Genomic DNA, 26,349 nt, shown 5'->3' on the forward strand with positions numbered 1-26,349 from the left:
ATTGTATAATCCCCCATTCTATTTAACCGTTATTAACCAGCACTTCTTAGTTTCTGATCTTGGTCTTCTACCATGACTTCCTTTGGAACTGCAAATAGGTAGGTAATGATAAATGCAGCAACAAAAATCAAAATAGAAACCACAACATAAACAGCAAGCTGATTCCAGTCATAAATGTACATCAAGGGAGAAAGAACGACAGCCAAGCCATATGAGTTTGCTTTGATATTAAGCAACGATAAGATTGCGCCTCCAACAGCTGAACAAGCAATCATCACATAAAGCGGCTTCATGCTATATCTCATCACCACACCAAACAACGCCGGTTCACTAACGCCAAGTAATTGCGTAACAGTTGCACTCATACCTGTAACCTTTACTGTTCTTTTTTTAGCTTTTATTGTAATGCCCAAGCACGTGCCCGCATTTGCAAACCCGTACATCGCACATAGAGTAATAAGCGGGTTAAATCCAGTGTTCGCTAGTAATGTTGTTTCAATCGCGATAAATAAATGATGCATTCCCGTCGTAACTGCTAACGGATATAAAAAGCCAATCAATAGTCCCCCGATACCAAGAGGGGCATGAATAAGTTGAGTAATAACATTTACTAATCCCATTTCTACAAAATGTAATAAAGGTCCTAAAATAAGTAAACCAGTAATCATCATTGTTAATAAAACAAAGAAAGGAGTAAAGATTAAATCCAATGCATTTGGCATTACAGCCCGTAGTTTTTTCTCAAGTTTCGCCCCAAGAATCCCGACAACAAGAGCTGTTAACACTTTACCTTGATAACCAACAACAGGAATGAAACCGAATACCATAATGGGTTTTACCCCGCTATTTATGTCAGCTACCGCATATGCATTAGGAAGCGCAGGAGAAACAAGCATTAATCCAAGTACAAAGCCAATAATAGGCATACCGCCAAAATTCCTAAATGCAGACCAACAAATTAAAGCTGGCAAAAAAGCAAAAGCTGTGTCTGTTAGAACAGATATAAGTGTTTTCAGATCATCTGGAACATCATTTGCAGTCATGCCCATTAGTCCCAAGAACGCATCGCTGAACAGCACACCCTTTAGTCCAAGGAATAGGCCTGTTGCTGCAATGATTGGAATAATAGGGATAAAAATATCGGCCAATGTCCTAATAGCCCTTCTTATTCCCTTATCTTTTTTCGCAGAGGATGCTTCCTTCTTTGGCTGATCGCCCTCCTGAATGGGCTGATTTCCCCTTAAGGCGGAGTAAACTTTATTGACTGTGCCGGTCCCTAAAATGACCTGATATTGACCAGCATTATAAAATACCCCCTTAACTTCATCTATCCTTTCGATTGCCTCATCGTCGATTTGATTACGATCTTTAACCGAAAAGCGTAATCTTGTTGCACAATGAACATACGATTCGATATTATCCTCACCAATGACATTTACAATTTCTTTTCCTATACGTTCATATCTATTTTCACTCATGATGGCTATCTTCCTTCTTTAGGAGTAATAGTGCTTGATATGGCTTTAAAGAATATTCTTGTTCGGATACCGCTTCTTTTTCTTCTTTGTAGTTGTTTAATAAAACCTCATATTTATTACAATCTAATTCAACTTTTTGACTTTCAGATGAAAAATTGAAATAACAAATAACTTCTTCAGTATTCAACTTACGTTTATACGCAACAATTGCTGGATGTTCCTCTAAAATCGGCTCAATCTCTCCATAAATTAAGCATTCACTTGCCTTACTTGACTGTCTAACCCAAATAATTTTTTTATAAAAATTGAGGATTGAATCCGGATCCTGCTCCTGTTGTTCCACATTAATCATTTTGTAATTCTCGTTCATCCCTAACCAAGGCTTAACTTTTGAGAATCCTCCATATTCCTGAGCATTCCAATGAAATGGCGTTCTTGAATTATCACGGCTCCGTAAATTTATAAAGTGTAATGCCTCTTCTGCACTAAAGCCTTCATCTATGGAACGATAGTACTGATCAATACTTGAAATATCATCAAATTCCTCAATACCTTTGCGTTCGAAATTGGTCATCCCAATCTCTTGGCCTTGGTAGATAAAAGGCGTTCCTCGAAGATAAAAAAACATCGCTCCTAGCATTGTCGCAGAATAAAAATTTCGATCCTCTTCTTCTTTTATATACTTGCTTATTGACCGATTCTGATCATGATTTTCTAAAAAGTTTGCTCCCCAGCCCACTTTTTGGATTTCCATTTGACTTTTGAAGATTAATTTCTTTAGGCCTACTACATTCCAATCAATCCTCTTAAACCATTCACTGCCAGAAGCTACATCAAGATCTGCATATCTAAAATCAAAAATCATTGAAAAGTATCCATTTTCCCCAATATAATTACCGTATTGCTCATAAGGTACACCAGGAGCTTCCCCAATGGTCACACAATCATATTTAGCAAAGGTCTCATCATTTAATTCATGCAGGAATTCTGCAATACCCGGTTGATTCCGAGTCTTCTTTGTACATTTTCCAAAGCCGTCTACTCCGTCAGCCGGAATATTATCATAATTTTGGTCTTTTTTAATAAACGTGATTGCATCCACCCTAAATCCAGCAATCCCTTTATCCAGCCAGTAATTCACCATTTTATATAACTCTTCCCGGACTTTTTTGTTTTCCCAGTTCAGGTCTGGCTGCTTTTTATGAAAAGAGTGAAAGTAATATTCATCCGTATCCTTCAAAGGCTCCCATACACTGCCGCCGAAAACAGAACGCCAATTAGTAGGAGGTTGGCCGTCTTTGCCGGATTTCAAAATATAATAATCCCTATATTTACTGCTCTCTGGGTTCTCCAGTACATCTTGGAACCATGGATGTTCATCCGATGTATGATTTATGACTAGATCTAGAACAATCTTAATTCCTTTTTCTTTTGCCTTTTCAATTAATTCATCCAGATCTTTCATTTCTCCGAACTCTGGATTTAACTGATAATAGTCTGAGATATCATACCCGTTATCAGCCATTGGAGATTGGTAAATTGGACAAATCCAAACCATTGTAATCCCCAAAGATTGTAAGTAGTCTAGTTTTTGTGTAATCCCTTTTATATCGCCTATTCCATCATTATTCGAGTCATAAAAGCTTTTGGGATAAATTTGATAAATAACTTCTTTTTGCCACCATTTCTTCTCCATGTGATTCCCTCCAACGGCGTATATATTTAAAACATTTTCTTAGATACTTACGTCTGTTATCCGTATCTGATATCGGTTTCATATACTCTCAAAAAAATATACCTAAGAGATAATGCTACCATTACCAAGTAAAAATAAGCATTTAATCGCATTCATGTGTATAACAGGGACGTAAAACATCTTTCAAAAATGTGATATCGGTTCCATAAAGGAGTAAAAAAATATATGTGTAATGAATATATTCTCTTATCAATGGAACCGGTTTCTGTTTGTTATTATACTTTTAGTTTTTGAATTCTGTCAACGCTTTCTCACCAAATTCTTAAATTATAAATAACTCAACAACCCCCTTATCATTTGTTTCTCGTGAATGCTCCTATAGCTTCTGCAATTTCTTGAAAAAACAATAAAGTGAAACTGTTATAAAAGTTTCACTTTGTCCCTTACTTGTATTTATTTCGTTAATGCAGGATTAACAATGCTTACATAACTATGTTGATTGTCGAATAATTAATTCTATAGGCAGCTCGTAATTTTTTATCTCCATTTCGGGGTTATCCAGCAGCTCGATAATTACTTCTACTGATTTTTCCCCCATCTGATCTACAGGTTGACGAATCGTCGTTAGTTTAGGATCCAGTATTTCTGCAATCGGCTGATCATCGAACCCAATGACTGCAAGATCATCAGGAATTGTTAAACCCTGCTCTTTTGCTTCAATTATTACCCCGCCCGCGATTTGATCACTGCCAGTAAAAATAGCAGTAGGACGATCGTCCATCTCTAGAATTTGCTTCATCACCTGTTTACCATCTTCAATAGTATGCTGATTTATAAAAATCCATTTTGGATTAATCGTAATTCCTGCTTCTTTTAGCGCTTTTTGAAAACCTTGATTACGATCTTTACCCTTCCCATACTCATCAAACAATCCACCTGTGCAGTAAGCAATTTTTTTATGCCCTCGTTCAATTAAATGCTTAATGCCTAAATATGCCCCTTTAGTTTGATCTAAACGGATCATTGGAACAACTTCTTGATTTACGTAATCATTGCATAACAAAATAGAACCATATTCTTTATACGATTCTACAATCTCCCAATCATTTTCAATTGAAGTCATAATAATTCCATCTACTTGCTTTGTTTTTAATAAATTTAAAAATGCTAATTCTTTCTCCTTATCTTCATTGCTTTGGCAAATCAACACTTGGTATCCTTTTTTATAGGCGGCCTGTTCGATCGCGTTTACTAATGACGAAAAGAATGGATTCACAATTCGAGGTACAATCACCCCAAGTGTAGTTGTCAGCTGTCCTCTTAGCCTTCTTGCAGAAGGATTTGGCGTATAGCCAAGCTCCTTCATCGCCTTTAGCACTTGCTCTTTTTTCTCTTTTGAAACGTATGGATGATTATTTATTACACGCGAAACGGTCGCTTTTGATAATCCTGATAATTTTGCTACATCTGATATTGTAGACATCTGTCCATCACTCCACTGTTAAAATAAGTATGAAATCAGTTTCTTATTTATTTTACTTTAGAAAAGAGACAACTTACAATGAATATTCCCCATCTAGTTTCCTCCGTTATGTCTGACAATTTTCAGTTGGATTGATTCCCGATCCTTCAGTTAATCATTTATATCTAAAAATTGATCAAGCTTCTCCTCAATCCGGTGTTACTCATTCAACATGCCAGCATTTGTTTGAATAGCAACTTTTTGCAACAATCCCAGATGAATTAACCACTTCACGAATTGGCATACCGGCATTAGAAGGCTTTGTTGCAAACCACTTCAAAAATTACGAATTCTGATTTATAGCCCTCTAATTTTTAAATTCAATAACAAAAATAAACATAAAAACGAACAATAAATGTTTACAAACAAAAAAAGTTCGTTTAAAATAACCTATAGATAAATCATTTATCATTCGTATATTCTTAGTAATACGGGCTAAGAGTTTCTACTAGGAACCGAAAATTCCTAACTACGAATGGGTGGGATCATTCTACCCATTTGCAGTTAGGAATTTTTTATTTTAAGGAGGATTTACATGAATATTTAACGTACTAATAAAAAGCAAGTTCAATGTTTGTTTTCACGAACAGTTTTATCAAATTTATTCTACTATTTGTGTTAGGAGTGTAATTCATGGATAACGTGTTTGATTACGAGGATATACAACTAATTCCAGCAAAATCTATTGTAAAAAGTCGTTCTGAGTGTGATACATCTGTAACCTTTGGCGGACGGACCTTTAAGCTGCCTGTGATACCTGCCAATATGCAAACAATTATTGACGAAAAGGTTGCAATTTTTTTGGCAGAAAACGGTTACTTCTATATTATGCATCGTTTTGAACCACATACACGGCTTTCTTTTGTTAAGGATATGCAATCACGTGGATTGTTTGCATCGATTAGCGTCGGAGTCAAAGAAGAAGAGTATAGATTTGTACAACAATTAGCAGATGAACAGCTTTCACCGGAATACATCACAATTGATATTGCCCATGGGCATTCAAATGCCGTGATTGAGATGATCCAGCATATTAAGAAGCACTTGCCCGAAAGCTTTGTGATTGCCGGAAATGTCGGAACTCCAGAAGCAGTAAGGGAATTAGAGCATGCTGGTGCAGATGCAACAAAGGTAGGCATTGGACCAGGAAAGGTATGTATTACGAAAATTAAAACCGGCTTCGGAACAGGCGGCTGGCAATTAGCTGCACTGCGTTGGTGTGCAAAAGCTGCGAGTAAGCCGATTATTGCCGATGGAGGGATTCGAACACATGGCGATATCGCGAAATCGATTCGATTTGGTGCCTCTATGGTCATGATCGGTTCATTATTCGCAGGACACGAAGAATCTCCAGGCCAAACAATTGAAAAGGATGGAAAGTACTATAAAGAATATTTTGGTTCAGCTTCGGAATTTCAAAAAGGAGAACGAAGAAATGTCGAAGGCAAAAAAATGCTTGTGGAACATAAGGGTTCTTTACAAGATACTTTAACAGAAATGGAACAAGACCTTCAATCTTCTATTTCTTATGCAGGAGGAAACAAGTTAGCAGCAATCCGTACTGTTGATTATGTTGTTGTTAAAAATTCAATCTTTAATGGAGATAAAGTATATTAAAGGTTATAAATCGCTTTAATTATAATAACAGTTAGGTAAGCAAGGCACACTAGTCCTTGTTTACCTTTAAGTTCTCCACAAATAAAAAAGCTAAGCATAGGCACCTTTACTAGTCCTGTGCTTAGTCTTCTCCTCTATCGAATGTTCCTCATTCAACAAAGCAAATAAAATTACCTATGTAATTCATTATGAATTGTTTTTTAATAAGTGTTCCTGCTTGTTGCAGAAACGCACTTATAGTGAAATAAATCTGTTCCTTAGATGAATCATACTTTTTCGAACCAATTCTGAATGACCAATTAATTGTTAAAGCAGCTTATTTACCAAACCTTTTTATCTTAATTTTTGTCTTCTCATCCATTGCGTTGCAGCCCACTTATCTCCACTTATAACGGGTGCTCCGCCATGTAAAGTTAACTCGTTTAAAGTGTTATCATTATAGAAATATTCGAAGTACACCGCCATACCCTTTTGTGGGGAGATTGAAAAATTAAGTTTAGGAAAAAAAGTTTCTCCACCATGCTCTACATCATTTAAGTACATGACAAGTGTGCTAATTCTAGGATTGCTACCCAATTTATTTGCTGATGAAAAAAAGTCAAAATGAGCTTTATACTCCTGACCAATTTTATAGTTAAGAACTTGAAGACCTTCTCCATGTTCAACAGATATATTCATAATATATGATATTCTTTTTTCAATTCTACTAATAATGTCATTTTCGCCTTCTTGAAAAAACATACTACTGCTTGTTCTGAGTTCATTTACCTCACGTGTATCTCCAATTTTTGAACGCTGAAGTCTATCTTTTGACAACCTAATTAGCTCATCACATTCTTCATTACTTAAAACATTTCCTAAAATCACTATTAGTGGTTCTTCTAATCTAGCAATTATATTAATTTCCCTATCTTCTGTTTTAATTTTATTTCCAATGTGATTAAAAATAGTTTGTTCTTTAATAGTTAATTCTTTAGCATCCATTGTCAACTTTCATCAACCTTTTCAATTATTTTTAATTTCTAAAATAATCAGACGGGTCTGTTACTGAAAGCGGTCATTCATTAGGTTTTATTGGTTCTTTCATCTAGAGGAAAGATCGTAATAACTATATCTTCTATTAAGTTTTAATTTTCTCCTGCATTCCAAAGGATGTTATTGTTTAATTGTTTAATTGTTTTACTGATTTCAGTATTAAATTTTACACCCTGCATTGTTAGATTTCTACAATTATATTATTCTTTTTTTATAGAAAAAAATAGTGATTTTACTCTCCAATAGACTTTATAGTTTTATCCTTATTTAATTTAGTTGAAATGAACCTATATAAAACACTTGAAAAGGAACAACTTATTTTGCCCCCTATTTCCAACTGCTACAATTACAAAAAACCGGAGCATCTCGCATCCGGTTCTTCTCTAAAATCAGTTTTTGTTAGCAATCCCTGCAACGCTATGCCGCTATTGCGTAATAAAGCTATTCGTACTGACGATTTATACTGTCTGTAAGTCGTAATACTTAGATACCACTTTAAGTGTTGTTTCTTTTGCGGTCTTGATTGCTTCTTCCGCATCCAGCTGGTAATACTCCGGACGGAATAATTCAACAGATACAACATCTGAGAAACCGATTTCCTTCAATGTAGATAAAATGCTATCTAAATCAATGGCACCAAGCCCAGGCCATACACGATCTTCATCTGTTAAGAAACCAATAGGGAAATCTTCCGTATCGTCGATATGTAAAATGAAGATTTTTGACCCATCAGCTTTTTTCAGATCCTCTAAATCTGACCCCATCGCATGGAAGTGGAAACAATCAAGTACTAAGCCTACATTTTCACGATTAACAGTTTCGACAATATCATATGCCTGACCGAATGTATTGACTGTACACTGTGGATGTCCGACAAATTCAACTGCAATTTTCACTCCATACGGCTCTGCAATATCTGACAGTTCTGTCAGCACCTCTACGCAGCTTTTCTTGATATCTTGTTTCAAAATCTTCTGTTCTGTTACTAGCGGAACTGCCACGACATATTTGACGCCCAGCTTCTTCGCTGCCTCCATCATCCCTTTAAATTCATTGATGATTTCCTTGTAACCGGCTTCATCGCGGTTATTAAAAAATACTAGAGCATTAAATGCCAACGGCTTAATGTGATGTGTATTAAAAAACTCAACCAGTTCATCAAGAGACTTCTCCTGTAAATATTCAGGCAGTTTGTCCATTGTGCGGATTTCGATATAATCGTAGCCATGTTTATCGCAATACTCTAAATCCTTGACTAGATTAGAATTTTCCAATGTCGTCGCTTGGTTAAAACAAAGTTTCATAGTAGTAATCCCCCTCTATTTTCAATATGGTTAAATGAAAAAATTTAAATCGTTTCAACTGCTTCTTTTTCGTTTTTATAAAAAGCAGGCTTTTCCGCTAATGTAACAGGCTCTTTTTCTCCTGTTTGCTGTGATTTCACACAAGCATCCGCTGTTACGGCTGCAATGTAGCCATCCCATGACGTTGGGCCATTAGGCTCACCTGTTTTCTTAATAGAATCCATGAAATCTTGTAATTCTTTGTCATAAGCATCAATAAAACGCTGTTTCCAATCCATCAAGATGCTTGTACCAAGCTTCGCTTCCTTACGAGTGACAATACCAGAGAATTCCGGAAGATACGCAACGCCTTCTTCACCAATAACCTCACACTGGATATCGTAGCCGTACTTGCAGTTTACAAATACTTCTGCAGTAATGATAATACCGCTGTTTGTTTCTAGCGTAATCAGCTGCGGATCTTGCAAGTGAGCTGCTGCACGCTTTGTTTTCTTTGGAAATGCTACCTGTACAGATTTATAGTCATCGTTGATTAACCAGTGTAAAACATCAATCTCATGAATCAGCGTATCGTTAATAGCCATATCCGTAGTGTAGTTATCACCAACTTCCGGGTTTCTGTGTACACATCGGATCATCAATGGTTCACCGATATAATTGCTATCAATTGCCTCTTTTAATTGCACGTAACCGCTGTCATAACGACGCATAAATCCAACCTGAACTAAACGTTTGCCATGCTTCATTTCTGCTTCCACAATTCTCATGCAGCCTTCTGCTGTTGTTGATAAAGGTTTTTCGCAGAATACATACTTTCCAGCCTCAATTGCAGCCAGTACACTTTGTTCATGAGCAGGACCCCAGCTTGTTACGAGTACAGCATCAACATTTTTGTCAGCTACAAGCGCTTTATCATCCGGATATATAACAGCATCTAAACCAAATTGTTCCACAGCACTTTTTGCAGATTCCTGATTCACATCAGTTACAGCAACAATTTTTCCACCGGATAAATTATTTGTAATTCTTTTAATATGCTCTCTGCCAATTGCACCTGTTCCTATCACACCAAACTTTAAAGTCATAATCGTATTCCTCCTGATTTATTTAGTCGTTTAGTTCATTTCTCCAAGCTTCTCTTTAAGAAAGAACAAGTAATTTTCCGTCTATATATTTCCGTTTTAATAAAGCATATTCCAACGGATGAACCCCATCAGCATTGACTTCTTGTAGATATTGGCAATGTTTATGGAAACTAACATTGCTAAAGTGAAGCTTCATTAAGCGGAATCTTGATATTAACTACTACTAGATGAGATAGGTTTATCGATTACCTTTTTATCATAAAAAACATATGAGTTTTCAGAAATATCATCCGCTAATTTTCTTTATACACCTCCTTTTTTATACAAAACACAAAATGTAACCGTGTTCTTTATTGGTTTCAAAGGGTTATCGATTTCCTTAAGTTGTTTTTAGTTTATCCTATAATCTATAATATTTCAATGGCTTTTTTGAATTTATATTCAGATTATTTTTGTGATTATAGCTCTATATAGGCCGCTGAGAGCATTCTTTTGTATATATTTACCCTCTCTCTTTAGATGATATCATCGAACTCTTGATAATAACTTCTGGAGAAAGGAGAATACTTTGTTTAATTCTATAACCTTTTTCGATTTTTTCTGCCGAAAGATCTGTAATCCTACTTCCTCTTCCTTATGCTGCAAGCAGCACCACCCTCAACCTAAAAAGAACTGAGCATAGGCAAACCGCCCATGCTCAGTTCTTTTTCACACAAGTCTCAACTGCCCTACTAACAGAAGTTGAACTCTATATTTCACTGTCTTTCATTAAGCCTTGCTGTTGACTGACGGATAACAAGTTCCGGAAGCAGAGAGATACGCTGCTTCGTATTATCCTTTTGTTCAATTTGTTGGATTAAGAGACCCATCGCCTGTCTTCCCATTTCATGTATCGGTATAGCTATAGAAGATAACTGAGGTTCTACAATCCTGCACATAACAGTATTATCAAACCCTATAATAGATAATTCATCTGGTATCTTAATACCAAATTCCTTCGCTGCCAGCATAGCGCCAATGGCTAATATGTCATTACAGCCAAAAATTGCTGTAGGCCTTTGCCCGCTAGTAAGCAATTCCCTGGCACACAGCTGGGCTCCTTCAATTGTCGGGTCAGTAGTTGTAATGACTAAGTTTTTATCTACCTCTATTCCCGCATTTTCCAAAGCCTTTTCGTATCCTCTTGTCCGTTCTATCCCGCTTATTGTTGCCTCCTCTGCAATAACTCCAATTCTACGGTGCCCTAGAGACAACAAATGCTCAGTCGCGACATAGCCTCCTAAATAATCATCACCGGTCACACTGCCTACAGGAAGTTCTGACCGATGAAGAGCAATAAGTACTAACGGGATTTCTTCCTCAATTAATTGTCTCAAAACCGGTTCATTTTTAAAGACAGAAGCGATGATAAATCCGTCAACACGTTTCTGCTTTAATAATGTAATATGCTTAGCTTCCTTTTCAGGATCGCTTCCGGTGCTGCACATTACAACACTAAATCCCAACTCTTGTCCGTATTCCTCTATATATTTTAAGTATTGGGCATATATAGGATTCGCTGCGTCAGGGATTAATAATGCAATGGTGTAAGTGGATTTTCCCTTCATGGCCGAGGCTAATACATTAGGCTGATAGTGAAACTCCTCTATAATGTCCATAATCTTTTTTCTCGTTTTCTCACTGATCCGTCCCTTATTATTAATAACCTTGGAAACTGTAGTAGCAGATACTCCCGCTTCCCTCGCAATATCATAAATGGTTGGCTTCATTTCTCCACACTCTTTCAACTGATATATATTTTCTTATAACGAAGCAGTCTATTCTTCCAATCCCATTTGCTTGTCTATATAACTAAGTATACCACAGGTTTTTAAGCAGGGTCAGCATCTCCTTCTTATGTCCAGAAGCTTCGTTTCTATGAGCCCATACCCTCTACTATAAATACCACAGCAAGGCTTTGAAACGTGAAAAGACCACAAAGCTTTCTCTAAAGAAATCCTTTGCGGTCTTTTGATCTGTTTCCATACCTTTTTCAGGTGTTACTGCTAATATGCCGCTGGTTTATAAACGAATTGCAACTATCCCCAATTTTCCATACCAGGACCCTTCAATTTCCCCTACACCTCTTTTTAAGGATTTATTATACTGTATAACCCTTAGATTTACTTCGCCTGAGCCTCAATCTGATTTAAAGATTCCTGAGCATCTTGACCATTGTAAGTACGGAAGTGATGTTCTAGCTGCTCAAGTGTGAGCCCCTTTGTTTCCGGTAAGCATTTCTTCACAAATGTGATTGCCCCAATCCCCAGAGCTACGAAGATGAAGAATGTCGCGGACAAACCAACCTTATCAAGTAATACCGGGAACGTTAAACCAATAAGGAAGTTTACTACCCAAAGGCAAAATACAGTAACACCCATACCAAGCCCCCGCAATCGCAACGGGAATATTTCTGAGAGCATAAGCCATGTTACAGGTGAAATAGCTCCCTGCTGAAAAGCAAGAAATGTGACTGTTAGAGTAAGCACGATGTACGGAAGCGCCGTAGACCCTTCAAGTACAAGTGAAAATACCCCAATGAGCAGAAGTGCCATTGTAGTTCCAATTAGACCAGTCAACAGCATTGGTCGACGGCCAACTTTTCCAAGGAGCCAGATCCCAACGAAAGTTGCCAAAACCGAGATAACACCATTGGCAATATTCCCGATAAGTGCAGCCTCCGTTTCAAAGCCAGCATCTTTAAGGATTTCCGTACCATAGTACATAATCGAGTTAACCCCTGTAATTTGCTGTACAACAGCAATTCCAATCCCTAGAAAGACAATGCGGCGCACCCACGGCACATTCAGATCTTTAAAAGTTGCTTTCTCCATCCCCTCTTCTTGGGTGAAAGCTACTTGAATTTCAATCAATTCTGATTTAGCACGATTCTCCTCACGTATCTGTTGGAGGACTCGCAGGGCATTCACATTTTTTCCTTTTGACACAAGCCACCGCGGGCTCTCGGGTACCCTAAGCATTCCAAAAAACAGGAAGACCGCTGGAATTGCCGCTATAGCCAGCATATAACGCCAAATATGCGAGTTGTCGCCCATTGTGTTGCCAAGAATGGCATTGAAAACAAAAGCCAATAACTGTCCGCTAACAATCATCAGTTCGTTTTGGGTAACCATTCTGCCCCGGCTCTCCGCAGGTGACATTTCCGCTAAATAGGTCGGAACTGTTACAGATGCTCCTCCTACAGCAAGCCCCAGCAAGAAACGGAAAAGAATCATAACCGCAACATTCGGAGCAAGCGTACATCCAAGTGTTGAAATAAAGAACAGTACTGCAAGCAACAGAATACTTTTGCGACGACCATTATAATCTGCTAATCGCCCACCAAATACCGCGCCTAATGCTGCTCCAAAAAGAAGTGAACTCGCAACGAGACCTTCAGTAAGTGAATTAAGACCAAGTGCTTTAGACATATAAGGCAAGGCACCATTGATAACACCTGTATCATATCCGAAGAGAAGTCCTCCGAAGGTCGAGACTAGGATAATAGTACGTAAAAATGACTTTTGGTTCCCCATATGAATTTCTCCCTCCCCTTCCATTTAAGAAAAGATTAATAATTGTCTATCCGCATATTTTCAAATCTAATGAAGCATAGTACAACGGGAGAGCTGCGGATAGATTTTATTTAAGCTCAATCTTTAGTAACAAAGAGTACTAAACATCCCATTGCTTTTAGCTTCATATGTACCCCCTTAGATACCATAAACAGGAAAAAGTGAATCTATGTCCTGTTGAATATCGCGTTTTCAGCTTTACAAAGGTATATACAATATGAGTAACAGTGCATCTTTCATAACAGATGATTATTCATCCGCCTTAACACCCTCTTACAATTACCTTAGACACCAAGGGATAACGCTTACATTTTTATCATAATTATTAACTTTAATATTTCCCATAAGAACGAATAAACAACAGCTGCAACACGTGTTATTGTTGTTATTTCAAAGATTTCTTTTAAATAAATTAGGATTATCGATTGCTCTAATTGAACAAAAAATATGAACATCTAGTAAAAAACTTTTTCGTCATTCCTCCTATACTTGGGTACAAAAACAAATATAAACGCTTTCACTTTTCATTAACTTAAGGTTATCGATTACCCTTATTGTTGCCTTTATTTTATCTTGTACTTCATAAGATTGCAATACCTTTTTTCGAAAAAAAAATTTCTACATACTCAACCAGGGCTTATACATAATCTTCGCACAAGACGAAGGCAAATTAAAATACAAGCAGATTCTCTTATTAATCTTTCTTTACACGCAATGAACAGCACTCCGCATGCCCGGAGTGCTGGATATAAAATGGGTACTAAAAGGACTTACCAATAATGAAATCGCAAAACATCTATATGTAAGCGAGATTACAATAAAAAACATTTAAGTAACATCTATGAAAAATTGGGGGTAAGGAAAAAGCTCAACTTGTCAAAAAGATAGTCAGCTTAGAGGAAGATAGATAGTAAAATGTAGAGCTTTAGGGGATGCAGCATTATGATACATTAATTATTCATCCTTTTTCCCCTGTTTCAGGGAATTTTATCCTATTTGTAAATGTAATAAATAGCTAAAATACGTACATCAACCGATACCGCAACCGCCGCTCATTCTCTAAACTAAAAGGGAATTATAAAAAGGAGGATGAAAGGAAATGACTACTCGCTTTAACTTGTTTACCCTCATACACAAAGGATTGCGACATGCACTTCAGAACATGGTATGGACTGCCGGGAAGCTAGATATTACCAATAAGGATGAAAAGAAAAAATTTTTCCATGAATTTAGGCAAATTGCCCTCATGCTTCACCAGCATGCGAACGATGAGGATACTTTTATTCAACCACTTATTGATCAATGTTCTCCGAAAATAGGCCAAGAATTGGAGATGCAGCATCAAAGATCTGATAAATATTTGAAAGAGTTGGAGAAAGATGTGGAAGCAATGGCTAACACATCTACGATTTTACCAGATACATGGCAATTATTCGTTGGAAATTTAAACAGATTTGTCGGCGATTATTATCTGCACCTCTACCATGAAGAATTTGCTGCGATGCCAGTCTTGTGGGAAGCTTTCAATGATGAAGATCTTTTAGCAGTGAGCTTAAAAGTTCGTAACAATGTTCCTTCGCACATTCAAGCTAATTTCCAACGGTACATGATCCCAGCCTTAAACATTCAGGAACAGACAATGATGCTAAAAAACCTAAAGCAAACAGCACCCGACCCGGTATTTCAGGATATGTGCCGCCTTTTCGAAACCTTGCTGCAGCCACAAGAATGGAGTAATGTAAGAGCAAAGTTAATCAAATAGCACAATCGAGCAGGAGGAAATGACTCATCCCTGAACTCTCACGCCACCGTACGTACCGTTCGGTTACGGAAGTTCTATGAAGGATGATACCTTAAATCATAGCGATAATGAAGACTTTAGGCTTCACAAACTTAGTTTCGAATTTTGTATCTGTATTGGAAACAGGCTTCAACGCCGTTTTATGATTTAACAGGTTTTCTCTTTAGCTTAATACAGCTGCAGCAATTAGAAAAAGACGCTGCCCATCTTAGCGGGAAGCGCCTGTTTTATGGAATCATTAATTTTTAAAACCAAGATATAGTTCATTATTCTTCAATCCCTACTGCTTCTATATCAGGTGCCGCAAAAGGTGCGGTAAGGACGGGCTGATGGCGCAGGCAGTGTACAGTAATCAGCCTGTTCGGGGGAGTGTGCGTAAGGGCTTGAAAGAACAGAAAGAAGCCGTTCCATCACACTGTAGTCTCCTTGTTTCACTGCAGCTTCCAGCGCCTCTTCTACCCGATGGTTGCGAGGGATTACCGCGGGATTAGAGTTCCGCATTAACTGGTGCGAGGAGGCTTTCGGTTCCTGCTGCCTGCTTAGTCTCGCCTGCCACTGCTCATACCACTGAGTAAATTCTGAGGTCCCAAACAGGACTGTATCCTTCGGCGTATCAAAAGTTAATACGCGGAAGGTATTAGTATAGTCCGCACGATATTTCTCCATCATACTGAGGAGGTCTTCAATAAGAGCTGCATCCTGCGGCTCTTCGTTCAATAGTCCCAGTTTTGTTCTCATTCCCGCGAGCCAATTCTGACGATACAATTCAATAAAATTTGACACTGCTTCCTGAGCCAGTTCGAGTGCCTGCTCCTGATCGTCATGCAGCAGCGGCAATAGTGCTTCAGCAAATCGCGCGAGATTCCACCCAGCAATATACGGTTGATTCCCATAGGCATAGCGGCCTTGAGTATCAATGGAACTAAATACTGTTGCCGGGTCATAGGCATCCATGAAGGCGCAAGGACCATAATCAATGGTTTCTCCACTAATAGTCATGTTGTCGGTGTTCATTACCCCATGGATAAAGCCCACCAGCTGCCATTTTGCAATCAGCATGGCCTGCCGCTTAATTACTTGCTGAAGCAGCGAAAGATAGCGGTTCTCATCAGCTTCAACGTCTGGAAAATGGCGCTTTAATGTATAGTCAGCCAAGATCCGGAGATCTTGGTCAGTGCCCCATGCTGCAGCGTATTGAAAGGTACCAACGCGCAGATGACTGGCAGCCACGCGGGTCAAAATTGCACCAGGAAGTTCGGTTTCGCGAATTACTGACTCACCGGTTGTTACTACTGCTAGACTACGGGTAGTAGGAATCCCAAGCGCATGCATTGCTTCGCTGATGATGTATTCGCGTAGCATCGGCCCAAGTGCCGCTCGGCCATCGCCCCGGCGGGAGTATGGCGTTCTACCTGAACCCTTGAGCTGAATATCAACCCGCTCCCCTTGGGGAGTAATCTGCTCGCCAAGCAGCAGAGCCCGGCCGTCCCCTAACATCGTAAAATGCCCGAATTGATGCCCCGCGTAAGCTTGCGCAAGGGGCAAAGCGCCTTTGGGAATCCGGTTGCCGGCAAACACCTCGACGCCATCATTGCTTTGCAGCTCCTGGACGTTCAACCCCAGAGATGTTGCCAACGAATCATTCAGAATCATCAGCTTCGGTGAGCGTACAGGGGTTGGATTAAGACGGCTAAAAAATGATTTCGGCAGATGGGCATAGCTGTTATCTAGATTCCATCCTGTTTCTACTGGTTCTTCTCTTTTTGTCATGGTATCTCCCTTTTTCTTTCTTTTTATATCCCAGGTTTTCTTTTACATAAAACAAAAAGCATAGGCATTCTATAATATTTTTAGTTATCTACTTTATGTATCAACACGAGACAGCCCCTTTTTAATGTCTACTTCTTCCAATTTATTATACCTTTTCGACACAAAATATCACATCAAGTGTTGGATTTTCTGTATTCGGGCTGCCCATAATGTGTAATTTTGATAAGATTCATTATTGCTTCTGCCCTAACACATCCCACGAATTTCCCCATGCTTTCATAGCTTCGAAAATCGGACGAAGGGATTGCCCTTTTTCGGTAAGAGAATATTCCACATGCGGAGGTATTTCTGAATATATAGTTCGAATAATGATCCCCTCCTCCTCCAGCTCTTTTAATCGCATAGATAGTGTTCTTGGACTGATGCCTTTTAAAGACCTCTGTAACTCCCCGAACCGCTGCGGTCCATAAAAAATGTTCCTTAAAATGAGAAATGTCCATTTACCCCCGATAACATTCATAGTTTTTTCAATAGGACATTTTTGGTAATCCTGTTCATCATACATCTCATTAGCCTCCCACTATCATTATTGATAGTAACTATAAAAAATAACCGTACTTTTATAAATATAGCACTTCATTTATTATAGTTCTAAACGATCCTTTAGTAAATAATGGGGGGATGAAAAGAATGAAAGCAATTGTCTTTGGAGGTACTGGATTTATTGGCAGTCATGTAGTTGAACAATTGTATTTAGCTGGCCATCAAGTAACAGTGGCTGTTCGCGAAACAAGTAACATAACCTTTTTAGAAAGTTTAGGGGTCAATATTGTTAAGGTTGACTTTTCTAATTCCTTAGCTATAGGAAAAGCTATAGAAGGGAATGAAGTTGTTTATAACTGTACAGCGGATGCAAATCTACATACACAAAACAGCTTGAATGCTCCAGTAGAAATACAGTTGACTAAGACGCTTATTGATTCAGCCGTTTTACAGGGAATATCCCGTTTTATTCAATTAAGCACGATCGTAATCTATGATTTCAAAAGTAATGAACCTATTGACGAATCCTATATTTCACACCCTGAATATCTAATACAGAGAGTAGGGATAGAAAGGGAAAAAATAATTGAAGAAGCAGGAAGAAAGCATGGAATTGAAACAATCATTTTACGTCCAGCAAGTACTATTGGAATTAGAGACGTTAAATCATTTTTTTCAAGACTATTTACCGCTTATACTAATGATCAATTTCCGATGATTGGAAATGGTCATACTAAAGTGTCTTTAATAGATACAAGAGATATTGGAAGGGCAATGGAATGGTTAGGAACTTACGAAAAACCGAAGGATGATAATGGGGTTTATTTACTTAAAGGATTTGATACAACTTGGTATCAATTAAAGGAAGAAATTGATCAGGTAACTGGCAGAAATGCTAAAATTGTTCAATTGCCGACATCTGAGCAAACAATAATGGTGAAAACTTTTACAGTAAATAGAATTTGGAATGACAACAAGATAAGAAAATTAGGATTTCATACAGGATATTCTTTAACCAATGCGGTGGAAGCTTCAGTAAGAGACTTGCTGACTTAGGAGCTTGTTCATAAACTACAAAGCCGCCCAGAAGAATGGTATTTCTTTCCACAAAAACACCATGAGCTTATCTCACAATAATTCTGTTACAAAGTGAATGACCCCTCCTTACCCTTGGGCTGCTCCCTTCACAGGCTTGAAGAAGGGGAATTCTTTCGGAGATCTGTTAAATCTCTTTGCATATATATGATTTTCTATCTGCTTTCTTCCTAAAAAATAATCCCTTCTAAGTAGACTGCAGGGGTTTGAATCCTGTGTCTCCCTAGAAGGGATTATATCATAGAAGGAATTGAGGAAACTTCCTAAATGATATATAAATATAAAAATATAACCATGTTTATTGTCAAGTTTTTAAATCACCATTATTACTTCCATTCAAAAGACAAGAAAATTAAACCTTAAATTTACTCAGTAGTTCTTGTAACTCCTCAGCAATATACCCCACCTAATTATGAGACCGAAAGATACTATCATTCAAAATTTACTAAGCGGATGGTTACCCATTGTAATTCTATTATTCTTTCACACATAAGAGAGTTTCTGGCAGCTTAGTTTCCTCATGCATACGTTCAATAAAGCCGCACAATGGATCAAAATAAAAACCCTTCCTGCCTCTTACAGGAAAAGCTATCTCCTTATACTCCTCATCATTTACTGCTATTCCCTCCTTTACAAATAAAGGCAGCCCTTCTAATGAATAGCCGCCTAAATCTCTTATTACGGTAGCTTGGCAGTCATAGTTCTCTTCTAAAATCTTAGACCCATAGCTTTGCGTCCTTACCTTTCAACGAGTTTTCCTTTTTATTCATATATCTTAATTTTCATAAACCGATTTAAATTTTAATACAAAAACCTCGCTTGTGCTATGGTATTATGTCCCATTGTTGTTGATTTAATGAAATGAAGTTTCATCAAATTTTTAATAGAAAGAACTCCTCCAAGTATACATTCACTCATTCCTCAACATCACTCCTTTCTCTTGTTTCTACGAGTCAGCCTCGATGCGATTGCAAAGAATGCAGCTAATGCGCAAAAGGCTAAGGCAAGTCCTCTCCCAAAGTTTCCGGTGTTGTAAAAAAAGATTAAGAGTACAAGCATTAACAATCTAGAGATCCATGCACTAAGCTTTGTTTCCATATAAATCCCCCTCAAATTTTTTACACCTTTGCCACTTCCGAAGAGTATGCTTGCAATTGCATTTTTATGTACTTTATATCAGCTTTCTAGTTTCATCCAATTCCCCTAAAGTAACAACTAAGTATGCATTCCTTAACCATTAAAAAACATTAACTAGTCTAATAGATTCGTTTTGTTTAAAATTTACAATTACAACATATTTCTACAAAATTCTCATTCTATAATATGAATGTACAATCTATTAAAAAGGAGGTTATAAGATGAAAAAGGTTTATACAATTTTTTCGGCATTATTTCTTTTGTTTTCTCTTCTTTTGCCAACATTCATGACCCCTGCACCGAAAGTGGATGCGGCGGCCATATCAAGCGTTGTAATCAGTGAAGTTGCTTGGATGGGGACTACAAGCAATTATAGTGATGAATGGATTGAGTTATATAATAACTCTAGCAGCAGTATCTCGTTAACAGGCTGGCAATTAACAGCAGCTGATGGAGCTCCCTCTATAGCTCTATCCGGCACAATTCCTGCACACGGTTATTTTTTATTAGAAAAAACGGATGATCTAGCAGTACCTGGTATAACAGCGGATCTTATCTACAGTGGTGCACTAGGTAATACTGGGGAACATCTTAAACTTACTGATGAAGCAGGAACCTTAATTGATGAGGTGGACACGTGGTATGCAGGAGATAATGTTAAAAAAGCAACAATGGAACGAATTAATACAAGTGTGTTAGGAACCCAATCTTCAAATTGGGCAACTGCCATTAATAGCTATATAGGTGGATTCGGAACTCCTAAAGGGATCAACTCAACAGCTGCGGATGGCAGCGGTTCACCAGATGCTGGTGGTTCTACAACGACACCTGCACCTTCAGCCACCAATATTTGTAACGATACAACTCAGCATATAAACCAAGTATCTGAAGTTGAAGGAGCCATTAATATTTATTTTAATAAGTGTGCATTCCCTCAATACGCTACGACTGGTAATGAAGCTAATTATAATGTGAACTTTGAGGATATTTTAATAAAGCGTTTAAATGCTGCAACAAAAAGTATTGATTTGGCAGCATATGAAATTAACCTGCCTCGTGTTGTTGATACATTAATTCAGCGAGCTGCAGCTGGTATTGACGTTCGTGTGATTGCAGATTCTAAAAACTCAGCTGATCCAAGTTATGTTGAACGCTTTGAAACGATGCGATTGTATGTAGAAAAAATGGTCCGTGGACAAGATGGGATAATTGGGACATTAGATGATATTATTGTTTTTTCAGATTCCCCTATGTTTGCGGTTTTGGATAGCACAAAACGTATTAGCAAAGGTCTCCCTTCATCCGCTTCTGATATTAAGGAAGTAACTGTTACGGTAGGAAACAGTCCTGTTACAGGACGTTTGTTTGTAGACGCTGAATCTAAGTCAGCAGGCAGCTACTATAGTCCAGATAATCAGATGCATAATAAATTTGCCATTATTGATGACAAGTGGGTATTTACAGGAACCTGGAATTTCACGGTAACAGGTCTTTATGGATCCGATGAAAATATGGAAAAAGGGATTTTAGATGGAAATCAAAATCATGTGGTCGAGGTGAATTGGCCGCAGCTTGCTGGCATTTATAAGGTTGAATTTAATGAGATGTGGGGATCTGGTCTTTTAAACCCAGATCCGGTGATTTCTAACTTCAGCACACGCAAAACAGACAATACGACACATAACATTACCATTAACGGCAAAAGGGTCGAAATCTACTTTTCAGCTGGTGACAATGCTGTCGGAAGAATGGCAGAGCTCATTCGAAATGAGGCAAATATGAATGCGTATTTCTCTATTTTTGCATGGAGCGATCAGCAATTAGTAGATGAGCTGAAATACAAATGGGAAGGCTCTTATAATGATTTAGAGGGAACTCGTACAGGTTTTGACATTAAAGGTGTATTTGAAACAAGCTTTTGGAATCAATGGTGGTCAGCCAGTGTAGATATGCTTGGGAAAACGGCTGCCCAAGTAAGTGTAAATAATCCAAATACTCGATGGGCCAACCCAGCTCCTGTATTGGAGAGTGCTGAAGTTCGAAAGCTTCATAGCAAAACGATGATTGTCGATGCAGACACCACTAGTGACCCTACTGTCATTGTTGGTTCAACAAACTGGAGTAATAACGGAAATAGTGTAAACGATGAAAATATGTTAATTATTCACGATCCATCTATAACGAATCAATTTGTTCAAGAGTTTTATGCTCGTTATAAGCAAGCTGGCGGGGTTATCCCGTAAAAGAAGTTTTCATCTTACTAAAAATCTTTGCAGGAAGTTCTAAAAAGTAAAAAAAGGATGGGAGAATTATTTTTCTGTCATCCTTTTTTACCTATTTTCCATTTTTTATGGATGAGACTGTCCATTCTCGAACCGATAGCAAACCATCGAAAGAAGATCGCTGAAATCATGGGCAGTTAATGTCTGTTGGCCTCTTGATATCACCCATTCATCAGCACAAGCGCCATGGATGTATACCGCATTTGCTACAGCTGCTTTTATGTCTTCGTGCGTTCCAATACTTGCAAGCAGCATTCCGGTTAACGTATCACCGCTTCCCCCTTTTGCCAATCCGGCATTGCCTGTTGGATTTATAATCCCTGTGCCATCAGGAAAAGCAATTACCGTGAAATGGCCTTTTAAGACAACGATGACTCCATTGCTTCTTGCATATTCAGCGGCCAGTTTTATTCGTTTTTCCTGAATCCTAGCTGTTGGCAAGCCAGTTAAACGGCTGAATCACAGCAAATAAAAAACGCTAGAAGCAGTAATTATACTGTGTTCCTAGCGTTGGAATAATTTCAATTGAAACGAACTAAGAAACCTCTGCTAACTGTGATCAATCCTTCCCCAGAGGTCCTTATAAATTAAACTTCTGCATCCTTTTATAAAATGTACTTCTTGGAATATCCAGTAATTTTGCAGCTAAGGAAACATTCCCTTTTGCCTTTTGTAAAGCATCGATCATCAAGTCTTTTTGAATTTTTTCGCGGAATGTCAATTGAGCCCCAGTGCTTGTTCTTTCTAGTTCAATATTGGATGAGGCATTCAATCTGGTGTGGGTATCCAGTACATGCAATAACATAAGTGTTTGGGATTGATCTGCTGTTACATCCGATGCCACAATATGTACCCGTTCTAACACATTGAACAATTCCCTTATATTTCCCGGCCAATTATATTCCATTAATCTATCAAAAAATGCATTAGGCCACTCTATGTTCCAATTATTCCTTTGGCAAAAGTATCTTACTAAGTGAGGAATATCCTCCTTTCTTTCCCGTAAAGGAGGTACATATATAGGATACACATGGAGACGATAATATAAATCCTGACGAAAGGTTCCTTCATTCACAAGCTGGGAAAGGTCACGGTGAGTAGCGGTAATGATCCGAATATTCAAAGGGATTTCTTTGGTTCCGCCAATCGGAATCACCTTGCGTTCCTGCAAAACACGCAATAGCGCAACCTGCATGGATGGAGGGATTTCCCCAATCTCATCAAGAAAAATAGTGCCGTTGTTTGCTTGTTCAAATTTCCCTTTATACCCCTTGCGTTTTGCCCCCGTGAATGCGCCTTCCACATAGCCAAATAGTTCGCTTTCCATTAGTTCCTTTGGAATAGCTCCGCAATTGATTGTGATAAATGGGCCGTCCTTACGTGAGCTATTTTCATGAATCGCTTTTGCTACTAGTTCTTTCCCCGTTCCGGTTTCTCCTAATATATAAACGCTCGCGTCTGTAGGAGCCACGCGCTTTATATCTTGTAAAACATACTTAAAGGTGTCACTCGTACCAACCTCTCCTTCAAAGCGGAACGTCTTGGAGGAAAAGGAAGGGATAAGCATCTTATTTGTGCTGCTAGTCGTTACTTCAGATAACAGTGAGGACATTCCAATTCTATTTTTATGCAGATCTGAGTATAGAGGGGTTTCTGTCCGAACGACAAATCCATATTGTAATAGTTCACTAGCCTTCATGCCAAGGCAGTTACGTATTCTAGAACGCACTGATTTACTTGCAGCAACTATTATCCTTTGCTCATTGCATACAACAATCGGCTTGTCCGTCTCAAGCAAGTCCATACTTTTATGAACGAGTTCCAATTCGTTTTGGCGCGCCCTTACGCTTAATTCCCGTTCAATCGCATGTGCAACGGAAGAGACCATCCCTAGCATGAAAGGATGGGTACGGCTGAGCGGGCAAGAAATATCAATAATCCCCAGCAACTCGCCATTGTCATTGCGAATCGGGGCTGCTGAACAGCTCCAGCCATGGGATGCAACAGAATAATGCTCCGTTCCGCTGATCATAACAGCTTCTCCAATTTGCAGCGCCGTTCCAATTGCATTCGTCCCTACTTCTCCCTCCGTCCATCGAACACCTTGAGTAAAATTAATCTTCCTTGCATCGTGTAGAACACCTCGATTCCCTGTCAAGGATAGCACATACCCATCTGGATCAACCAATAAAGCCATCATTCTTAGATCCTCAATCATCCCCTTCATTTTATCCAAATGAGGCAAAGCAATATCAAGGAAAAAAGAACTCTTCTCCTTTTGAGCAGCCAGTAAATTCTCGGGTAAAATATGCGGTCCTTTATGTAAATGCGGATTCACATCATTGCTTTTACAACGATACCATGATTCCATAATTCGTTTGTTTAAACGAGATTCATCAAGTACTCCTTCACTTACAAAGCGCTTCCACGTATTTAAATAACAGGCTGTCCCAATCATACTGTTATCCTCCTAACCATTTTATCATTTCGCATAATTTGGATTTTCTTACAGATTGTTTGACTAGGAAAAGAATGAATAATATGAGGAAAAAATCAGGTTATAATGCGGAGTATTTTCATCATTATAGATGATAACGAAATCGCTTTCAATAAAATTTTTCCATATAAAAAGCTCCGCGCAAAAGGGTACGCGAAGCGAAAATGAGATTGATAGAACGCAACTTGCTTCTGCAAGGTACTTCTACGGACAAAAATTTTTACAGAGTTGGGCTAACTAATATCTTAATTTGGCTCTTATTCTGTGTTAATGCTTCAAATCCTTCAGAAACGATATCATCTAATTTGATATGTTTAGTGACAAGTTCTGATGCTTGGATTTGATTGTTGGCAATAAGTTGAATTACTTGCGGAAGTTACTAGTTTCCTGAAAAAATGAATCTATAAAGGAACTGTCTCCCTAAAATCATTCAAAAGGAGGTGTTCCCCTTTTGAATGATTCCTAACATTTCACCTTTATCAAGCATGTACAGCATGACCAGCTGTACTGAGCACTGCTTCATGAATTGCTTCGGATAAAGTTGGATGTGCCGCGATGAAATCCTCCATTACGTCCACCGTCATCTCCGCATGAAGCATAACTGCCCCTTGTCCAATTAACTCAGTAGCATGCGGACCTACAATTGAAATGCCGAGGATTTCATTATGTTGGGGTTCCACTATCACCTTTACCTTTCCGATTGGCTTATTCAGTATAAGAGCTTTTCCGTTTGCAGCGAATGGAAATTCCCCAACTCTAATATCACCGTAATCGTTCCTTGCTTGCTTTTCCGTCAAACCGACACTTGCAATTTCAGGTGACGTATAAATGCAGCGAGGAACAGATCTATAATTCACGCTCTCCTCTTTACCACAGGCATTTAAGGCAGCAACAGTCCCTTCATGGAAAGCGACATGCGCAAGCTGAATACCGCCGGTCACATCACCGCAAGCATATATATGCGGGATATTTGTTTGCATCTGTTCATTCACCATAATCCCTTTTTGCGAGTAGATGATACCAGCATTCTGCAAAGTTAACTCCGCAACTCTCGGCTTTCTTCCAATGGACACCAACACGCAATCAGCAGCTAACTCATCAATCCCATTGGAATTTTCAAGAATGATCTGCCTTCTAGCATAATTCAAATCTTTTAAAAAAGTAGAAGTACGGATTATTACCCCTTCCTTCTCTAACTCTTTATGTAAGAAAGCCGCGATATCTTTGTCTTCACTAGGTAAAATTTGGTCAGCCATCTCTATGATAGTGACCTTCGTTCCCATCCGGCTGTAAATGCTGGCAAACTCGCACCCGATGACCCCTCCTCCTACAATGAGCAGGGAAGAAGGAATAGAAGGAAGGGACATGATCTGTCCGCTATGAAGAATCCATTCCCCATCAAAGGGGGCAAATGGTAAACTGATTGGTTCAGATCCTGAAGCAATGATAAAGCGACTAGCTTCAATTACACTCTCCCTGCCTTCATTTCTTACACATAAGCGGGAATCTGTTTGAAAGGAAGCCCGCCCTTTTATCACTTCGACTTTATTCTTTTTCATTAAATAGCCTATGCCTTGCACAAGCGCTTGGACGATCTTATTTTTCCTATTCTGAACCTGCATCCAATTGATTCCTATATGGCTGGATGAGAGACTTACACCAAATTCCTCAGCCCGTTTGACGGTGTCGTATATTTCAGCACTCTCTAGTAATGACTTTGTAGGTATACACCCTTCGTTTAGGCAGGTTCCTCCTAATTGGCCTTCATCAATGAGGATAACGTGTTGCCCCTGCTGGGCGGCAGTAATTGCCGCCACATATCCTGCAGGTCCGCCCCCAATTACAGCTACAGTTGTCATACAATCGACCTTCT

Annotated in this window: 18 protein-coding genes, 2 pseudogenes and 2 riboswitches; of the genes and pseudogenes, 5 read left to right on the top strand and 15 right to left on the bottom strand. The window is 38.6% G+C overall.

The annotated features are described in order from the left end of the window. Positions 1-32: 32 nt before the first annotated feature. The 3 genes from AC6HZ4_RS16375 to AC6HZ4_RS16385 all read right to left on the bottom strand — a co-directional run bounded on the left by AC6HZ4_RS16375 (position 33) and on the right by AC6HZ4_RS16385 (position 4,657). On the bottom strand, positions 33-1,478 hold the full coding sequence (locus AC6HZ4_RS16375; protein WP_497490694.1) for a PTS transporter subunit EIIC: 1,446 nt from the start codon (positions 1,476-1,478) through the stop codon (positions 33-35). Next, complete coding sequence (locus AC6HZ4_RS16380) at positions 1,471-3,174, bottom strand: glycoside hydrolase family 13 protein (protein WP_497490696.1); 1,704 nt, start codon at positions 3,172-3,174, stop codon at positions 1,471-1,473. The genes AC6HZ4_RS16375 and AC6HZ4_RS16380 overlap by 8 nt, the downstream gene beginning before the upstream one ends. A 490-nt stretch (positions 3,175-3,664) precedes the next feature. Further along, the gene (locus AC6HZ4_RS16385; RefSeq protein WP_497490697.1) at positions 3,665-4,657 is read right to left on the bottom strand and encodes a LacI family DNA-binding transcriptional regulator; all 993 of its coding nucleotides are present in this window, start codon (positions 4,655-4,657) and stop codon (positions 3,665-3,667) included. 431 nt (positions 4,658-5,088) lie between these two features. Further along, positions 5,089-5,188: riboswitch (purine riboswitch) on the top strand. Positions 5,189-5,329: 141 nt separating this feature from the next. Here AC6HZ4_RS16385 and guaC point away from each other — a divergent pair. Continuing rightward, positions 5,330-6,313, top strand: a complete 984-nt coding sequence (guaC, locus tag AC6HZ4_RS16390; protein ID WP_497490699.1) for a GMP reductase — start codon at positions 5,330-5,332, stop codon at positions 6,311-6,313. 333 nt (positions 6,314-6,646) lie between these two features. Here guaC and AC6HZ4_RS16395 read toward each other — a convergent pair whose 3' ends face one another. The 5 genes from AC6HZ4_RS16395 to AC6HZ4_RS16415 all read right to left on the bottom strand — a co-directional run bounded on the left by AC6HZ4_RS16395 (position 6,647) and on the right by AC6HZ4_RS16415 (position 13,312). Then, entirely contained in the window at positions 6,647-7,297 is a 651-nt protein-coding gene (locus AC6HZ4_RS16395; protein ID WP_497495743.1) for a 2OG-Fe(II) oxygenase, read from the bottom strand. A 509-nt stretch (positions 7,298-7,806) separates the two neighbouring features. Further along, entirely contained in the window at positions 7,807-8,652 is an 846-nt protein-coding gene (gene iolI, locus AC6HZ4_RS16400) for a 2-keto-myo-inositol isomerase (protein ID WP_497490701.1), read from the bottom strand. 44 nt (positions 8,653-8,696) lie between these two features. Then, the gene (gene iolG / locus AC6HZ4_RS16405; protein WP_497490703.1) at positions 8,697-9,737 is read right to left on the bottom strand and encodes a bifunctional inositol 2-dehydrogenase/D-chiro-inositol 1-dehydrogenase; all 1,041 of its coding nucleotides are present in this window, start codon (positions 9,735-9,737) and stop codon (positions 8,697-8,699) included. Positions 9,738-10,492: 755 nt separating this feature from the next. Next, positions 10,493-11,506, bottom strand: coding sequence for a LacI family DNA-binding transcriptional regulator (locus tag AC6HZ4_RS16410; RefSeq protein WP_497490704.1), 1,014 nt, complete (start codon positions 11,504-11,506; stop codon positions 10,493-10,495). Positions 11,507-11,899: 393 nt separating this feature from the next. Then, complete coding sequence (locus tag AC6HZ4_RS16415; protein WP_497490705.1) at positions 11,900-13,312, bottom strand: sugar porter family MFS transporter; 1,413 nt, start codon at positions 13,310-13,312, stop codon at positions 11,900-11,902. 769 nt (positions 13,313-14,081) lie between these two features. On the opposite strand from AC6HZ4_RS16415, the gene AC6HZ4_RS16420 reads away from it, so the two are divergent. Next, entirely contained in the window at positions 14,082-14,183 is a 102-nt protein-coding gene (locus AC6HZ4_RS16420) for a LuxR C-terminal-related transcriptional regulator (protein WP_497490706.1), read from the top strand. Between the two features lie 267 nt (positions 14,184-14,450). Next, complete coding sequence (locus AC6HZ4_RS16425) at positions 14,451-15,113, top strand: hemerythrin domain-containing protein (protein WP_497490707.1); 663 nt, start codon at positions 14,451-14,453, stop codon at positions 15,111-15,113. A 333-nt stretch (positions 15,114-15,446) separates the two neighbouring features. Here AC6HZ4_RS16425 and AC6HZ4_RS16430 read toward each other — a convergent pair whose 3' ends face one another. Both AC6HZ4_RS16430 and AC6HZ4_RS16435 read right to left on the bottom strand, forming a co-directional pair. Next, the gene (locus AC6HZ4_RS16430; RefSeq protein WP_497490708.1) at positions 15,447-16,922 is read right to left on the bottom strand and encodes a protein adenylyltransferase SelO; all 1,476 of its coding nucleotides are present in this window, start codon (positions 16,920-16,922) and stop codon (positions 15,447-15,449) included. A gap of 232 nt (positions 16,923-17,154) precedes the next feature. Next, positions 17,155-17,487 carry a winged helix-turn-helix transcriptional regulator gene (locus AC6HZ4_RS16435; RefSeq protein ID WP_497490709.1) on the bottom strand — a complete coding sequence of 111 codons (333 nt, stop codon included), beginning with the start codon at positions 17,485-17,487 and terminating at the stop codon, positions 17,155-17,157. Positions 17,488-17,612: 125 nt separating this feature from the next. Here AC6HZ4_RS16435 and AC6HZ4_RS16440 point away from each other — a divergent pair, with 125 nt between their 5' ends. Next, a complete protein-coding gene (locus AC6HZ4_RS16440) occupies positions 17,613-18,521 on the top strand; it encodes an NAD-dependent epimerase/dehydratase family protein (protein WP_497490710.1) in 909 nt (302 codons plus the stop codon). A 718-nt stretch (positions 18,522-19,239) separates the two neighbouring features. Beyond that, a riboswitch (cyclic di-GMP riboswitch) is annotated at positions 19,240-19,329 on the bottom strand. A gap of 158 nt (positions 19,330-19,487) precedes the next feature. On the opposite strand, the gene AC6HZ4_RS16445 is transcribed toward AC6HZ4_RS16440, so the two are convergent. Further along, a complete protein-coding gene (locus AC6HZ4_RS16445; protein WP_497490711.1) occupies positions 19,488-19,658 on the bottom strand; it encodes a hypothetical protein in 171 nt (56 codons plus the stop codon). A gap of 260 nt (positions 19,659-19,918) precedes the next feature. On the opposite strand from AC6HZ4_RS16445, the gene AC6HZ4_RS16450 reads away from it, so the two are divergent. Continuing rightward, positions 19,919-21,940 carry a phospholipase D-like domain-containing protein gene (locus tag AC6HZ4_RS16450; RefSeq protein ID WP_497490712.1) on the top strand — a complete coding sequence of 674 codons (2,022 nt, stop codon included), beginning with the start codon at positions 19,919-19,921 and terminating at the stop codon, positions 21,938-21,940. Between the two features lie 105 nt (positions 21,941-22,045). On the opposite strand, the pseudogene AC6HZ4_RS16455 reads toward AC6HZ4_RS16450, so the two are convergent. The 4 genes and pseudogenes from AC6HZ4_RS16455 to lpdA form a co-directional block, all read right to left on the bottom strand. Beyond that, positions 22,046-22,426: pseudogene (locus AC6HZ4_RS16455) on the bottom strand (ADP-dependent NAD(P)H-hydrate dehydratase); the annotation flags it as partial. A gap of 133 nt (positions 22,427-22,559) precedes the next feature. Continuing rightward, a complete protein-coding gene (locus AC6HZ4_RS16460) occupies positions 22,560-24,437 on the bottom strand; it encodes a sigma-54-dependent Fis family transcriptional regulator (RefSeq protein ID WP_497490713.1) in 1,878 nt (625 codons plus the stop codon). A 259-nt stretch (positions 24,438-24,696) separates the two neighbouring features. Further along, positions 24,697-24,849: pseudogene (locus tag AC6HZ4_RS16465) on the bottom strand (butanediol dehydrogenase); the annotation flags it as partial. A 106-nt stretch (positions 24,850-24,955) separates the two neighbouring features. Then, positions 24,956-26,335, bottom strand: coding sequence for a dihydrolipoyl dehydrogenase (lpdA, locus tag AC6HZ4_RS16470; protein WP_497490714.1), 1,380 nt, complete (start codon positions 26,333-26,335; stop codon positions 24,956-24,958). Positions 26,336-26,349 lie beyond the last annotated feature (14 nt).

It is taken from the genome of Ectobacillus sp. OTK, from assembly GCF_059698935.1.